Here is a 14,474-nt window from a genome sequence, read left to right on the forward strand (position 1 = left end):
ACGACAGAGAGCACAGAACTTCGCGTTGATTGTGTCAGGTCACAGGAATCCTGCAGCAGGGGCTTCCGGCGCTACTATGGGCGTATTGATTACCGGCCAGTAACAAGGAGTGATCGCGATGGCCGTCGTCGCCCATCGAGGCCGCAGTGTGCGCGCGCTGATCGTGCTGTGGTTCGTGCGGATCGTGATGAAGACGCTGTTCCGGGTGTTCCCGATGAGCGACCGCACGCTGCCGATCCTGCGCGCTTTCGATCCCTATCTGAGTCGGGTGCCGAACTCCGTGCGGGGCGTGCGGATCGAGAAGGTCACCCTCGGCGGCGTGCCGACCGAGCGGATCGTCCCCGACGGTGACGCGGACCCCCACCCGCGCGCCGCGCTGATCTACTTCCACGGCGGCGCGTTCATCGGCTGTGGACTGGACACCCATCGACGCATCGCGGCGCTGCTGGCCCGCGGTCTGCGGGTGCCCGTCTACAACGTCGAGTACCGCCAGTACCCCGATGGCGGCGTCGGGACGTCCGTGGCCGACGGATTCGCGGCGTACCGCGAGCTGCTGGACTCCGGTGACTTCGACAGGATCGTCGTGGCGGGCGACTCCGCCGGCGGCTTCGTCTGCGCGAAGGTCGTCGAGTACGCCGGCGAGGCCGGCATCCAGGGCCCGACGGCGTTCGCCGGGTTCTCGCCCTTCCTCGACATCAGCGCGGAGCTGCCCAGGTCGTCGCGGCACGACGCGATGCTGCCGCTCGGCAAGATCCGCAAGCTGCGGATGGTGCTCGGGCGCGGCCCGGAGCCGCTGCGTGGTCCGCAGAACATGACGACGGACGCGACCGCGCGGTACTTCCCGCCCACCATCCTGTTCGCGGCGAGCCGCGAGGCCCTCGAACTGGATTCGCTGGAGCTGCACGCGTCGCTGGACCGCGCGGGCATCGAGAACGAGGTGCACCTCTACGACGCTCAGGTGCACGCCTTCGTCGTGAGCGCGGGCCTGACTCCCGAGTCCTGGGCCGCGTACAAGACCGCGGTGGCCTTCCTCTCCGCGCAGCTGACCGAGGCGGAGGCGGACGGCGCGCGCAGCGACGCCGCCTGATCAGGCGCGCGAACAGAAGCGCATCGAGGGTTCTTCATCGTAAACTCCGGGTATGACTCGGCAATCGATCGTTCGCGTGCTCGCGACGGCGGCGGCCGTGGTGCTCGCGGTTCTCGGTATCGGAGTGGTGCTGCCGGGGCCGGCCGGAACCGCGTCCGCCTGCAGCTGCGGCTACGCGCCGAACGAGCCGATTCCGACTGATCTGGTCGTCGTTCGCGGCGTGGTCGAGAAGCAACAGGTGGGTTCGCGATATGTGGATCTGCAGGTGCGAGTGACCTCGATGTACGGCGCGCCGCCGGAGCGGGTCACCGTCATCCGGGCGGAGGCTGCGACCAACTCCTCGTGTGGCGGCGAGTTCCAGGACGGGCAGACGATTCGCATGGTCGTCGAGCGTGGCGGTCCGCGCTGGGAGTATCCGACGTGCGCCAACGCGGTCTTCGGCCGCTCCGACGCCCCGGACTTCACGGGAACGCCGCCCGGTCCGGGTGCCGAGGAGCACCGCTTGCCCGGCCCGCCGATGTCCTGGCTGCTCACCGCCACGCAATCGTGGTGGTCGCTTCCGGTGGTCGCGGTGCTGATCGTCGGGTTCGGCCTCGCGGTGGCGGCACTACGCCGGGTTCGTCGGGCCTGATCGCATTCGCCGGACTGGTCGTGGCCGCAGCCGCCCGTCTCCGACGAGTCCGACGGCGAGGAGGGCCAGACACAGCACGACGAGGTAGGTGACGGCACCGTTGGGCGACCAGGGCGGGGCGAAGATCAGGTCCTGCCCGCTCGCGTACACGGCGTTGAGGAAGGGCATGTACCGCTGGGCGCTCGCGGCACCGGGGATCAGCGCGACGCCCGGCTCGACGATCTCGGCCCATCCGACGACGGTGACCATGGCCGCGATCGGGTGCCGGAGCAGGAGCGCGACGCCGATCGCGGCGCCGACGAGGAGGAACGCCGTGATGCCGCCCACCAGGACCATCCGCACGCCCGTGGCGCTCGCCAATCGCACGTCGCCGTAGACACGAGGGAAGGCGAGTGGCAGCGCGGCGAGGGCGACCGCGGTCGGGACCGCGGTCGCGGCTGCGGCGAACCCGCCGAACACCAGCCACCGGGCCCCGGCTCCGACGGCCGGGTTCGGGATCAGGAAGTGGTCCCACTCCCGGCGCGCCGAGCCCGCCGTGGCGTACGCCGCGACTGCGCAGCACGCCACCGGAGTCAGTGACAGTAGCCAGTACGCGGAATTCGTCGTCGAGACCGCTGTGACCTGGACGGTCGACGCGATCCGTGCGACATGTTCCGCCAGCGCCGCGACTGCCACGGTCACCGCGGCCGGGCCCACGATCGCGAGGGTCAGCAGCGCCGCACCCGCGCCGCGCAGCCCGCCGATACGCACGACCTCCGCGCGGGCGGCGATCGCGAGCGCCGTCACGCGGACTCGCCGATCATGCGCAGGTACGCGGCCTCGAGGGAGGCTCCGTCGGCGAAGTCCGACGGGAGGTGCTCCCCGACGATGCGCCCGCCCGCGAGCACCGCGAGCCGGTCGCCGGTGCGCAGCGCCTCGTCGAGGTGGTGCGTCGCGACGAGCACGCTCGCGCCGCGGCCGGTGAGGTCTGCGAGGACGTCGCGAAACCACAGTGCCGCGTCGATGTCGAGGCCGTTGAGGGGTTCGTCGAAGACGACGGTGCCCGCGCCGGGGAGTAGGGCCGCAGCGACCGCGACGCGCTGTCGCCAGCCCAGGGACAGGGCACCGATTCTGGTGTCGGCCGCCCCGTCGAGGCCGGCCTCGCCGAGCACGTCGTCCACGCGTGCCCGCGGGCACCCCGAACCCGCGGCGATCCAGCGCAGGTGGCGGCGCACGGTGTGCCCGGGATCGGCGGTGTCCGGGCCCAGGTGCAGGCCGATGTCGCCGCCCGGGTCGACGGTGCCGGCGCTGGGACGGACGAGGCCGGCGATGGCACGGAGCAATGTCGACTTGCCGGCACCGTTGCGTCCGAGCAGGTAGGTCACGGCACCGTCGGGGACGGCGAGCGTGACGCCCTGCAGGACCGGGCGCCGGGCGCGGTGCACCCGCAGCTCGTGGACCGAGATCATCAGGCGTTGCAGAAGATGGGCAGGCCGACGGCCTTGACGCCCTCGCACATCGAGCTCGAGGCGAGCTTCCAGTTGCCGCCCTCGCGGACGAAGTCGACCTTCATCCGGACGGTGGGGATGCCGACCGAGCTCGCTGTCAGGTTCCCGGTGACCCGATCGCCGTTGCGCGCCAGCGGGCCCGTCACCTCGCTGGAACCGCGCGGCGCGCGGAACAGGCCCAGGGTGTAGACGGTGCGGGGCACGACGACCGAGGACATGCCGCCCTCGACGTTGGCGGCCTTGTCGGCGTCGCTGGCGGGTGTCGTGACGATGAACTGCACCAGGTCGTTCAGCTCGGCCGCGGTGGGATTCTCCGAGGTGACGCGGAATCCGGCGCCGGGGGCGGCCAGGGCGGGAGCGGCGGGCACGAGCGCGCTGAGGGCCAGGAGCGTGGCGGCGACGGTGCGCGGGCGGATGGTCGGCATCGGTTCCTCTCTTACCGGGCGACGGCCGCCCGGATAAAAAGGAGTCTGACTCATTCAAATAATTTAGGCAAGGCTCGCCTTGTGGAGATGTCGATCACACGCTGTGGGTCGCCATCGGGGCCAGGCGGACGCCGATCGCGCAGTCGCCGTGGGGATCCGGCTGCACGCGCACCACGTACTGCGAGCCGAGCGAAGGAGAGGCGATCGCCAGAGCCTGCTCGACGGCGCCGCGGACCACCCCGCGTGCGACCTCGGGGGAGCCGCTCGCCAGGCTCTGCAGCGGGCACGCGCAGATCTGCAGCGTATGCGTGCCGAACGCGCTGGTCGTGGACTCGATCTCGAAGCCGAGGGCGCGCAGGATCGCGCCCGCGACGGCCGTGGGGTCCGGCAGGCCGTCGGACGGCGCGACGACGGCGCGCGACGCGGCCCACAGTCGGCCGGCGTCGGCCGCCGCCCGCTCCCGGAGCTCGGGCGTGGGCCCGAGCTGCGCGAGGAGCAGTCCGAGGAGCTCTCCGGTGGGCGCCTGCGGGCGGGCGGCATAGGTGACGCGCGGCCGGCCGACGGTGCGCCGCTTGTCCGGGGCGGTCTCGACCAGGCCGGACTCCACCAGTTTGGTCAGGTGGAACCGGGCCGTGCTCACGTGGACGTCGAGCGCGTCGGCGACCTCCGTGGCGGTCATCGGGCCCCTCGTGCGCACGAGTGTCAGCACCCCGCCGCGTCCCGCCGACTCCATGCGCATGACCTCCCGGACTCTCTCGCCCGGGGCCCGGGCGCTCACCCCACCAGTATGAGGGTGACGTCGGCGGCGGTGACCGCGGTGAGGGAGTGTGGGACGCGCTCGTCGATCTGGACCGCCCGCCCGGGCTCGAGAGCGACCACGTCGCCGTCGATCTCGACGGTGACGGTGCCGCGTTGCCCGAGGAGCACGATCGGCCGGGGCGCGCTGTGCCCGGGCATGCTCTGGCCTGCGGCGAAGGTGATCTGGATGATGCGTGCGGCGTCGGTGCGCTGCCGCAGCTTCACATCGGGGGCGTCGCCGGCCTTCGGGGTCCCCTCGGCGAGCCCGTCGACCTCGGCCCAGCCCGCGCTCACGCCTCCGCCCGCTTCACGGCGACGATCTCGATCGCGGCCAGGTTGGCCTTGTGCCGGGTGAACACCGTGCGCATCGCCAGGATGCGCTTGCGCGCCGCGCCGTCGCGCAGGACGTTGCCCACGAACCGCAGGGTCCGCACGACGCCCTCGTCGGCGATCACGCGCCGGGGCTCGAGCAGCGCCATCGGCGCGAACCGGACGACCTCGACGTCGAAGCCCGACCGGTCGAGCGTCGCCCGCCACTCGTCCTCGGTGAGCGGCCGCGCGTTCACCTTGATCGACCGGGCGAGGGCCTTGCGGATCTCGGTCTTGGTCTCGTCCGGCAGCGTGTCGGGGTGCAGCGCGAGCTCGTGGATCGCGTAGCGGCCGCCGGGGCGGAGTACGCGGTGCGCCTCGTCGGCGATCTCCTTCTTTCCGCGCTCGGTCTGCATCGTGAGCATCGCCTCGCCGATCACCACGTCGGCGCTGGCTGCGTCGAGGCCGGTGGCCTGAGCCTCCGCGACGACGACGCGGCCGCCGCTGCCCACCGCCGCGCCTGTCCAGTCCGCCGCGGCGGGGTCGGATTCGACACCGATGTACGACGCGGGGGAGCGGCCCACGATCTCGGCGGCGGTCTTGCCCAGACCGGGAGCCAGCTCGACCACGTCGGCGCCCCGCAGGCTCGCGTCGGTGAGCAGGTCCTCGGTCATCTTCCGGCCGCCGGGCCGGAGCACCCGCTTGCCGAGGCGCGCGAGCAGCCAGTGCCCGGGCAGATCCTCGGTCCTGCGGGCGTGCAGCGGGAGTTCGTTGGTGGGTTCGGGCATCGCGCCGCCTCTCTCGGTATTTACCGGAGAGTATTGCATTAAATAGGGGAGCCTTGCCAATATCTTCTCAGCGGCGCCGGTCGATCTCGGCGACCACGGCGGTCTGCCCCCGGTTCACTGCGTGCTGCCTCGCGGTGACGCCGTCGCGGTCCGCGAGACCGGGGCGCGCGCCCGCGTCGAGCACCAGGCGGACCGTCTCGACGTGGGCGTCGTCGCCGTTGCCGAGGATCACGGCCTCCAGCAGGCAGGTCCATCCCGAGCCGTTCACGTGGTCCACGTCCACGCCGGCGGCGATGAGCAGCTTCACGTTCTCGACGTGCCCGTGCTCGCAGGCCGGGATGAGCGCAGTCCCGCGGTAGCGGTTGAGGCTGCGCACATCTGCGCCGTGCCTCAGCGTCGACGCCAGGATCTCGGTCATCCCCTCCGCGCCCGCGTACAGGTACGCGGAGTCCTGGATGTCGTCCTTGGTGTTCGGGTCCGCGCCGGCATCGAGCAGGGCCAGTGCGATCTGCGTGTGCCCGGTTTTCGTCGCGGCGACCAGCGCCGTGCGGGCGCGGGTGATCCGGACCTCGAGGTCCGCGCCGGCGGCGATGGCCGCCCGAGTCGCGGCGAGGTCGCCCGTGGTCACGGCGCTCACGAGCGCCCGGGTCGCCTCCGGGCTCGGGGCGGGGCGCACCGTCGACGACGGTGCCGCGGGTTCCGGGGTGGCGCACCCGACGAGGAGCGCCGCCGCGCAGAACAGGCCGAGTCGCTTCACGATTCGATCCCGGCGGACCGGGCGTGCAGCGCGCGCAGTTCGGCGGCGAGGGACGGCTCCGGGCCGGCGACGGGGACGCCCGGCGCGACCGCGCCGATGGGCAGCGGCGCGACGGGCGCGGGCGGCACGCCCCATTCCGCCTGCCAGCCGACCAACTGCTCGGTGCTCCCCGCGTAGACGATGCGACCGAGCCCCACCCAGGCGTGCGCGGCGCTGCACATCGCGCAGTGCTCGCCGGAGGTGTAGGTGACGGCGTCCGCGCGTTCCACGGGCGTGAGGTGCTCTGCGGCCCAGCGGGCGATCTCGAACTCGGGGTGCCGCGTGGCGTCCCCGCCGGCCACCCGGTTGCGATCCTCGAAGACGATCTCGCCGCCGTAGGTCAGCACCGAGCCGAAGGGCTCGTCGCCGTCGTCGAGGGCGGCGCGGGCGAGGTCGACGCAACGTCGCAGATGGGGGAGATCCTCTGGGAGCGGGGCAGTGTGGGACATGGCTTCGACCGTAGTCCGAGATGCCGGTCTTGACCCTCCCCTCGGGGGGAGAGCCCATACTCGACCCGTGACCACATCGGGCCTCATGTCGATCGGGATGTTCTCGCGCGCAACGTTGCTCTCCGTCAAGCAGTTGCGGCGCTACCACGAGCAGGGCGTGCTGGTGCCCGCCGCGATCGACCCAGCGACGGGGTACCGGCACTACGACGCCGCGCGGGTGCACGACGCCGCGGTGCTCACCCGGCTGCGTGACCTGGAGTTACCGCTCGTGGCCGTGGCCCGGGTGCTGGAGGCGCGCGACCCGGACATCACCCGCGAGGTCCTCACGGAGCACGAGGCGACGCTACGGGCGCGCCGCGCCGACCTGGAGCGCGCCATCGTCGCGCTGCAGGACGCGACGGCCCCGGTCGCGCACACCCCGACGCATCTCCGCGGGTTCGACGCGATCGACGTCCTGGAGATCGCTGCGGAGGTCGAGCACACGCGGCTCCCCGAGTTCCTCGACGCCGCCTACACCGAGTTGGAGGCGTGCGCGGCCGCCGCGGGCCTGACGGTGACAGGGCCCTCGCTCGCCGAGTACCCGTCGCAGGTCGGCGAGGTCGAGCACGTGTCGGCGATGATCCCCGTCTCGGGCCCCGGTTCCGTGACGGGGCGGGTGAGCAACCGGCGGCTGGGCCGCGCGCTGTGCGCCGTCGCCGTGCACCACGGTTCGTACGAGCGGTTCGACGAGACCTACGGCCAGCTCGGCGCCTGGGTCGCCCGCAACGCGACCGACGCGCGCGGGGCGATCATCGAGCGCTACCTCGTGGACCCCTGCGCCGCCGCGGACCCCGCGGACCTGCGCACCGAGATCTGGTGGCCGGTCCTGGCCACCGCGACGAAGGAGAAATGACATGGCCCTGACCGTGCAGATGATCAACCTCGACTGTGCCGATGTCGCCGGGCAGGCGGCGTTCTGGTCGCAGGCGCTCGGAGTGCCCGTGGACGAGAACGACGGCAACGCCTTCATGCGCACCGTCGGATATCAGAATCCCGTGCTGCCGCGGATGATGTTCCTCGCGGTGCCCGAGGGCAAGACGGTCAAGAACCGCATGCACCTGGACCTGCACGCCGACGACCGGGCCGCCGAGGTCGCCCGGGTCCTGGCGCTGGGCGCGACTCACCTGCGCGACCACGACGAGTGGGGCGTGCAGTGGACCGTGCTGACGGATCCGGAGGGCAACGAATTCTGCATCGCCCAGGGGTGATTCAGTGCGCGTCGGTGAGCCGCCATGCCGCTGCGGAGTCCTGAGCGCGCCAGAACCGCGCGAACGGTCCGTCGGCGGCGAGCAACTCGTCCGGTGTTCCGGACTCGACGATCCGTCCGTCGTCGAGCACGATCACGCGGTCGGCCCGCCGGATCCCCGCCCGACGGTGCGCCACGATCACCCGGGTCCGGGCGGTCGCGTCCGCGGACAGCGCGTCGACGACAGCGCGTTCGTTGACGTTGTCGAGCGCGCTCGTCGCCTCGTCGATGAGCAGGATCGGGGCGGGCTTGAGCAAAGCGCGGGCGATGCTCACCCGCTGGCGTTCGCCGCCCGACAGCGCGCTCCCGGCCTCGCCGACGCGCGCGTCGAGGCCGCCGGGGATCCGTTCGACCAGCTCGTCGACGCGGGCGAGCGCCGTGGCCGCCGCGACGCGCTCCTGCGATGCCTCGGGGTCACCGGCACGGACGTTCTCGGCGACGGTGCCCGCCACCAGATGGGGTTGTTGGAAGACCACGCTGGTGAGCGCCCGACGTGAGGTGAGATCGAGGTCCGCGACATCGGCACCGTCGACCAGGATCCGGCCGGACACCGGTTCGAACAGTCCGGCGAGGAGGCCGAGGATCGTGCTCTTGCCCGAGCCTGAAGCCCCGATGATCGCGGTGGTCGAGCCCGCCTCGAGCACGAGGTCCAGGTCGCTGAGCACCGGGTGCTCGGGATCGTCGTAATGGAAGGTGACACCTCGGAACTCGATGCGGGGCGCACCGTCGATCGTGCGGGTCGCGGCGCCCGACGGTGCGATGGGACCGTCCAGTACCGCCTTGATCCGGCGCATGGTCAGGCGGGTCGTCTCCAGGCCACCCGAGAGGAGGCCCAGCGTGGTGAAGGGCTCGAGGTAGCGCACCGCCACCACGATGAGGGCGACGGCCGCGGGTGCGGTGAGATCGCCGCGCAGGGTGAGAGCGGCGGTGGTGCCCGCGAGAGCGAAGAGCGCGATCTGCCCGGCGATGCCGAAGACGATCTGCCCGGGTACCTGGAGGAGGAGCAGCCGCATGGTCGCGCCGTGCTGGCGGAGCAGCGCCTCGCCGGCGAGGCTGCGCTCCGGTTCGACCCGACGGGAGACACGCAGCGCCTGTTGGGTCCGCGCGAACTCGACGACCCGCTCGCCGAGCAGCGCGTTCGCCTCGTCGGCGACATGGTCGGCCCGACGGCTGATCGCGCCGCCCGCCCACAGTGCGCCGAGCAGCAGCGGCACTCCGGCCAGGGCGACCAGGCCGAGTTGCCATGCGATCGGGAACAGCGCCAGGCCGATCGCGACGGGCAGGAGCAGTGCCGTGAGCAGCGGTAGCACCAGGTAGATGACGAGGCCGACCAGATCGGGTCCGGTCGCCGCGATCGCCTGTCGGGCCGTGGCGACGTTGTCCGTGCCGAACCAGGTGAGGCGGATCCGCGAGAGGCGTTCGGCGACGGCGTGTTGCGCGCTGTTCAGTGTGTCGAAGCCGAGCTCGTAGGCGGCGCGAGAGGTCGCGGCGTCGATGATCCAGCCGAGGACGGCGGCCGCGGTGAGCGCGCCGAGCCACCCGAGGGCATCGGAGTTCCGGCCCTCGAAGAGGGCCGTGAGCAGCGGGATCAGCAGCACCACCCCGGCGGCACGAGCGGCGACCGAGACGATCGCGAGCACCAGGAAGCGCACCACGAGCGGACGGCGGTCGCGGGGGAGGAGGGCGAGCAGTGTGCGGATCATCGGGTCTCTCCCATCGACGGTGCCGCGGGTCGCGCCGCGTCCCAGAGCGAGCGGTAGGCGCCGCCCGCGGCGAGCAGATCGTCGTGCGTGCCGCTCTCGACGATCCGGCCCCCGTCGAGCACGACGATCGCGTCGGCGTCGACGACGGTGTGCAGGCGGTGCGCGATGACGAGCACCGTGCGGCCCGCGGCGAGTCGGCTCAGCGACTCCTGTACGAGGTACTCGGATTCGGGGTCGGCGAACGCCGTCGCCTCGTCGAGTACGAGGACCGGGGCGTCGGCGAGGATCGCCCGGGCGATCGTGAGGCGTTGTCGCTCACCGCCGGACAGCGCGGGATCCCGTCCGAGCGGGGTGTCGTAGCCCTGGGGCATGCGCAGGATCCGCTCGTGGATGTTCGCCGCGCGGGCCGCCTCCTCGATGCGCTGCTGCGTGGCGTCGGGAACCGCCAACGCGATGTTCTCGGCGACCGTTCCCACCACGAGCTGGGTCTGCTGCAGCACGAATCCGAGGCGGGCGTACAGCTCGTCGGCCGGCATGGTCGCGATGTCGCGGCCGCCGACGGTGATCGTGCCGGCGTCGACGTCGTGGAACCGGGCGAGCAGAGCAGCGAGCGTCGACTTGCCCGAGCCCGAGGGCCCGACCAGCGCGGTCACCGTGCCCGGCGCCAGACTCATCGAGATGTCGTGCAGCACCGGCACGTCCGGTCGGTATCCGAAGGTCACGCCCCGGACCTCCACCGCGCCGGGCGCGGCCGTCACGGCACCGTCGTCCGACGGTGCGCGGGTCGCCAGCTCCGGCTCGTCGAGGACCGTCTGCAGGTCGCGGGCCGCGATCATGCCCGCACGCAGCCCGCTGAGGCCGTAGCCGATCCCCAGCAGGCGGACCCCGAAGGTCGCGCCGAGGAGCAGGAAGGGCAGCAGGTCGACGGGCCGGGTCCAGCCCTGGATGACGAAGAGTGTTCCGGCGGTGGCGATCACCCACAGGAACGTGGTCGGCCGCGTCACGATGTCCATGACGGTCTTGGTGCGCACGAAGGGGCGCTGCCAGCCGGAGAGGAAATCGATGTAGCCGTCCAGGTTCCGCTGGAAGCCGGAGGCGAGCACGCCGCCGAACACCCGGATCACGGGTTGTGCGTCGAGGTAGGCGCCGGCCTCGCCGCCCATCCTGTCGACCCAGGCCTGATGCTGCGGGATCTGCGCCGACGAAGCGATCACCATGCGGTACATGGTGATCACGTACCCGAGGACCGGCAGGAGGAGGAACAGGGCGATGCCCCAGTCCACCGTGAACAGGTAGACCAGCACGGCGATGGGCGCGACGACCGCCGAGACGGCGTCGAGCGTCGCGTGCGTGACGAGGTAGTGCAGGGCGAGCGTGTTGTCCTGGATCAGCGTCTTGACACCGCCGGAGCTCCGCGCGGAGAACCAACCCAGCGGCAGCCGCGCCAACTTGCCGAGCAGGCTGCCGCGCAGGTCCCGCGAGAAGCGCGCGTCGACGGCGTGCAGCCACAGCATGAGTGCCGATTCGAGGAGAGTGCCGACGCCCAGCAGCACGATCGCCAGCACGCCGACCGACCACAGGTCCGACGCGGGTGCGCCGTCCAACAGTCGGCGGCCCAGCTCGATGAGCAGCAGGTAGGGCGCGAACTGCAGCAGCGTCACGACGGCCTGCGCCGCCCCGGCCAGGATCAGCGTGCGCTTGAGCGGTGCGAGCAGTCGTCCCGCGCCGGCCGCGCGCCAGCGGCCCTGCGGGGGAGTGGTTTTCGACGGTGCCCCGCGCTCCGGCTCAGGACGGGCGGCGGCACCGTCGGCCCCGGTGGCCGGCGCCGGCATCCCGGGCCCGGGGGCGGCGCCGTCGGGCCCGGCCGGTGATGCCGTGCCGTCGGGCACGGCGGGTGCTGCGGCACCGTCGGACTCGGGAGTCTCGGGGGCGCGCTCCTTGCCCATGGCCTTGCCCTGCGACCAGTAGGCGAGGGCGTGCGTCTCGGAGCGCGGGAAGCCGAACTCCTTGAGTCGCGCGCGAATGAGCTTGAGCGAGTTCTGCTCCGGTCCCGCCCACGCGTACCAGTTCGACCAGTCGCGCGCCTCGAGGGCGTCGGCGAGCGAGTGCGTTCCCGCGCGGTGCACCCAGTGCACCCGGAGCCGGGGGTGCGCGCCCAACGGCAGCTCGCGGTCGGCGGGCTCGTGCTCCTCCAGATAGACCTCGACGGGGATCTCGGGCGGCATCGCGGCGATGATCGTGTTGATGGCGGGAACCGATGCCGAGTCGCCGATCAGCAGGTAGCCGGCGGGCGGATTCTCCTCCGGGATCTCGAGCGGTACCGAGCTCATGTAGTTCACGGCCAGCTCGTCGCCGGGCTGCGCGGCGCGCGCCCAGTTCGACGCGGGGCCCGCCGGCTCGTGCAGCACGAAGTCGAGGGCGAACCGGCCGGAGGCGGCGTCGACCTCGGAGAAGGTGTACGCGCGCTGGAACTCCTTGCCCGAGTCGTCGGGGAACCAGCAGCGGATCCAGGACGTGGGTCCGTCCGAGACGACGTCGAAGAGCGTGTCGGAGTGGAACCGGATCCGGATGCAGTGCGCGGTGCGCTGCTCCTTGTCCACCACCGTGATCGCGTAGTCCTGCGCGCCGAACGCCCGCATGACCGCCCCACTGAACCCGCGTGCCATCTCGCCGCCCTCCCGCCACGCGCCCGGGCGCGGGTGCGTCGGGGCGTCGAGGCCATCGGCTAGAGGTTAGCCTAAGCTCGGTTCTTCGTCGACGGCTCAGGCCGCCTGATCGGCGAACTGGGTGCGGTAGAGCTCCGCGTACCGCCCGCCCTGCGCGAGCAGGGTCTCGTGCGTTCCCCGTTCGACGATGCGCCCGGCCTCCAGCACCAGGATCTCGTCGGCGGCGCGGATCGTGGACAACCGGTGCGCGATCACCAGCGATGTCCGGTCGGCCAGGGCCTCGCCGAGCGCCGCCTGTACCGCCGCCTCCGAGGTCGAATCGAGGTGCGCGGTGGCCTCGTCGAGGATCACGACCGAGGGCTGCGCGAGGAGCAGGCGCGCGATGGTCAGCCGCTGCCGCTCGCCCCCGGAGAGTCGGTAGCCCCGCTCACCGACGACGGTGTCGAGCCCGTCGGGCAGGTGCTCGACGAGGTCGTCGAGCCGGGCGCGGCGGAGCGCGTCGTGGACCTCGGCGTCGGACGCGTCCGGGTTCGCGAGCAGCAGGTTCGCTCGGATGCTGTCGTGGAACAGGTGCCCGTCCTGCGTCACGAGGCCGACGGTGCCGTGCAGGCTCCGGGCGGTGATGTCGCGCAGGTCGGTGCCGTTCAGCGTGATCGCCCCGCGATCCGGGTCGTACAGCCGGGTCGCGAGCTGCGCGATCGTCGACTTGCCGGCGCCCGAGCTGCCCACCAGCGCGACCATGGAACCCGGTGCGGCTGTGAAGGACACGTCGTGCAGCACCGTCTCGCCGCCGCGGGTGTCCAGCTGCGCGACCTCCTCCAGTGAGGCGAGCGAGACCTTGTCGGCCGACGGGTACGCGAAGTCGACGTTCTCGAAGCGCAGTCGGGTGGGGCCCTTGCCGACGGTGTGCGCATCCGGGGCGTCGCGGACCATGGGTTCGAGGTCGAGCACCTCGAAGACGCGCTCGAAGGAGACCAGAGCGGTCATCACTTCGACCCGGGCGTTGGCGAGCGCGGTGAGCGGAACGTACAGACGGGTGAGGAGCAGTGCGAGCGCGACCACGGCGCCGGCCTGCAGCTCGCCGCGGAGGGCGTAGAAGCCGCCGAGGCCGTAGACGAGGGCCAGCGCGAGGGAGCTGACCAGCGTCAGCATGGTCACGAAGGTCATCCGAGCCATCGCGGTGCGGACGCCGATGTCGCGGACGGCCGCGGCACGCCAGGCGAACTCGTGCGATTCGATCTCGGGCCGGCCGTACAGCTTGACGAGGGTGGCGCCGGGCGCGGAGAAGCGCTCGGTCATCTGGTCGCTCATGGACGCGTTGTGCCGGGCCGCGCGCCGCGACATGGCCGCGATCCGCACGCCCATGCTGCGCGACGGGACGATGAACACCGGCAGGAGCACGAGCGCGAGGAGCGTGATCTGCCACGAGATGCTGAGCATGACGCCGAGCGTCAGCGCGAGCGTGACGATGTTGGTGACGACGCCGGCCAGGGTGTCCGAGAATGCGCGTTGCGCGCCCAGCACGTCGTTGTTGAGCCGGCTCACCAGGGCGCCGGTGCGGGTGCGGGTGAAGAAGGCCACGGGCATCGTCTGGACGTGGTCGAAGACGGCGGTCCGCAGCTGGTCGATCAGGCCCTCCCCGATGCGGCTCGAGAACCAGCGGGAGAGCAGGTCCACGCCGGCACCCACGAGGGCGATCACCGCGATGAGGATCGCGAGCTCGACGACGGTGCTGGTCGGTCCGCCGCCCACGATCCGGTCGACGACCTTGCCCGCGAGCAGCGGCGTCGCCACCGCCAGGAGCGCCGAGACGATCGAGAGAAGGAGGAACCACGTGAGCCGCCAGCGGTGCGGTCGGGCGAACGGGCCCATCCGCCGCAATGTCTCGCTCGGACGCCTCGACGGTGCATCGAGCGACCGGTTCCCCTGATACAGCGTGCTCCACGCGACCGATTCCATGCTCATGCATGCAAGGCTAGGACCTCAAGTTACCTTCATGTCCACCCCTTTTCGCTCCCCGCGAAATCGGGCGAGGTCGCGCGTCACACTG

Annotated in this window: 15 protein-coding genes; 4 read left to right on the forward strand and 11 right to left on the reverse strand. The window is 71.9% G+C overall.

Annotated features, from left to right (window positions below):
* The first annotated feature begins 118 nt into the window (after positions 1–118).
* Both AXK61_RS09280 and AXK61_RS09285 read left to right on the forward strand, forming a co-directional pair.
* A complete protein-coding gene (locus tag AXK61_RS09280; RefSeq protein ID WP_068571504.1) occupies positions 119–1,087 on the forward strand; it encodes an alpha/beta hydrolase in 969 nt (322 codons plus the stop codon).
* Between the two features lie 52 nt (positions 1,088–1,139).
* Entirely contained in the window at positions 1,140–1,718 is a 579-nt protein-coding gene (locus AXK61_RS09285) for a hypothetical protein (protein WP_068744970.1), read from the forward strand.
* Here the strand turns inward: AXK61_RS09285 and AXK61_RS09290 are convergent.
* The 8 genes from AXK61_RS09290 to AXK61_RS24910 all read right to left on the reverse strand — a co-directional run bounded on the left by AXK61_RS09290 (position 1,695) and on the right by AXK61_RS24910 (position 6,770).
* On the reverse strand, positions 1,695–2,504 hold the full coding sequence (locus AXK61_RS09290) for a hypothetical protein (RefSeq protein ID WP_068744973.1): 810 nt from the start codon (positions 2,502–2,504) through the stop codon (positions 1,695–1,697). The two genes, AXK61_RS09285 and AXK61_RS09290, sit on opposite strands and share 24 nt — an antisense overlap.
* Positions 2,501–3,166 (reverse strand): ABC transporter ATP-binding protein, encoded by a 666-nt coding sequence (locus AXK61_RS09295; RefSeq protein ID WP_068744976.1) that lies wholly within the window; start codon positions 3,164–3,166, stop codon positions 2,501–2,503. Before AXK61_RS09295 ends, AXK61_RS09290 begins: the two co-directional genes overlap by 4 nt.
* Positions 3,166–3,630: a hypothetical protein gene (locus tag AXK61_RS09300; RefSeq protein ID WP_068571221.1), complete on the reverse strand. Its 465-nt coding sequence runs from the start codon at positions 3,628–3,630 to the stop codon at positions 3,166–3,168. Before AXK61_RS09300 ends, AXK61_RS09295 begins: the two co-directional genes overlap by 1 nt.
* Before the next feature lie 94 nt (positions 3,631–3,724).
* Positions 3,725–4,369, reverse strand: coding sequence for a helix-turn-helix transcriptional regulator (locus tag AXK61_RS09305; protein WP_331710557.1), 645 nt, complete (start codon positions 4,367–4,369; stop codon positions 3,725–3,727).
* A gap of 35 nt (positions 4,370–4,404) precedes the next feature.
* Positions 4,405–4,722 (reverse strand): cupin domain-containing protein, encoded by a 318-nt coding sequence (locus tag AXK61_RS09310; protein WP_068571219.1) that lies wholly within the window; start codon positions 4,720–4,722, stop codon positions 4,405–4,407.
* A complete protein-coding gene (locus tag AXK61_RS09315) occupies positions 4,719–5,525 on the reverse strand; it encodes a class I SAM-dependent methyltransferase (RefSeq protein ID WP_068571218.1) in 807 nt (268 codons plus the stop codon). The genes AXK61_RS09310 and AXK61_RS09315 overlap by 4 nt, the downstream gene beginning before the upstream one ends.
* 67 nt (positions 5,526–5,592) lie before the next feature.
* Complete coding sequence (locus AXK61_RS09320) at positions 5,593–6,282, reverse strand: ankyrin repeat domain-containing protein (protein ID WP_231855494.1); 690 nt, start codon at positions 6,280–6,282, stop codon at positions 5,593–5,595.
* Positions 6,279–6,770 (reverse strand): nucleoside deaminase, encoded by a 492-nt coding sequence (locus AXK61_RS24910; protein ID WP_068744979.1) that lies wholly within the window; start codon positions 6,768–6,770, stop codon positions 6,279–6,281. The genes AXK61_RS09320 and AXK61_RS24910 overlap by 4 nt, the downstream gene beginning before the upstream one ends.
* A gap of 67 nt (positions 6,771–6,837) precedes the next feature.
* Between AXK61_RS24910 and AXK61_RS09330 the strand changes: the two genes are divergently transcribed.
* Both AXK61_RS09330 and AXK61_RS09335 read left to right on the forward strand, forming a co-directional pair.
* Positions 6,838–7,662, forward strand: a complete 825-nt coding sequence (locus AXK61_RS09330; RefSeq protein ID WP_175399999.1) for a MerR family transcriptional regulator — start codon at positions 6,838–6,840, stop codon at positions 7,660–7,662.
* Position 7,663: 1 nt separating this feature from the next.
* Positions 7,664–8,017, forward strand: a complete 354-nt coding sequence (locus AXK61_RS09335; protein ID WP_068571215.1) for a VOC family protein — start codon at positions 7,664–7,666, stop codon at positions 8,015–8,017.
* Between the two features lies 1 nt (position 8,018).
* On the opposite strand, the gene AXK61_RS09340 is transcribed toward AXK61_RS09335, so the two are convergent.
* The 3 genes from AXK61_RS09340 to AXK61_RS09350 all read right to left on the reverse strand — a co-directional run bounded on the left by AXK61_RS09340 (position 8,019) and on the right by AXK61_RS09350 (position 14,389).
* A complete protein-coding gene (locus AXK61_RS09340) occupies positions 8,019–9,758 on the reverse strand; it encodes an ABC transporter ATP-binding protein (RefSeq protein ID WP_068744980.1) in 1,740 nt (579 codons plus the stop codon).
* Positions 9,755–12,424: an ABC transporter ATP-binding protein/permease gene (locus tag AXK61_RS09345; RefSeq protein WP_068571213.1), complete on the reverse strand. Its 2,670-nt coding sequence runs from the start codon at positions 12,422–12,424 to the stop codon at positions 9,755–9,757. Before AXK61_RS09345 ends, AXK61_RS09340 begins: the two co-directional genes overlap by 4 nt.
* Before the next feature lie 96 nt (positions 12,425–12,520).
* Entirely contained in the window at positions 12,521–14,389 is a 1,869-nt protein-coding gene (locus AXK61_RS09350) for an ABC transporter ATP-binding protein (protein WP_068744982.1), read from the reverse strand.
* Positions 14,390–14,474: the final 85 nt, after the last annotated feature.

Origin of the sequence: Tsukamurella pseudospumae (genome assembly GCF_001575205.1) — a bacterium.
In the GTDB taxonomy this organism is placed as follows: domain Bacteria; phylum Actinomycetota; class Actinomycetes; order Mycobacteriales; family Mycobacteriaceae; genus Tsukamurella; species Tsukamurella pseudospumae.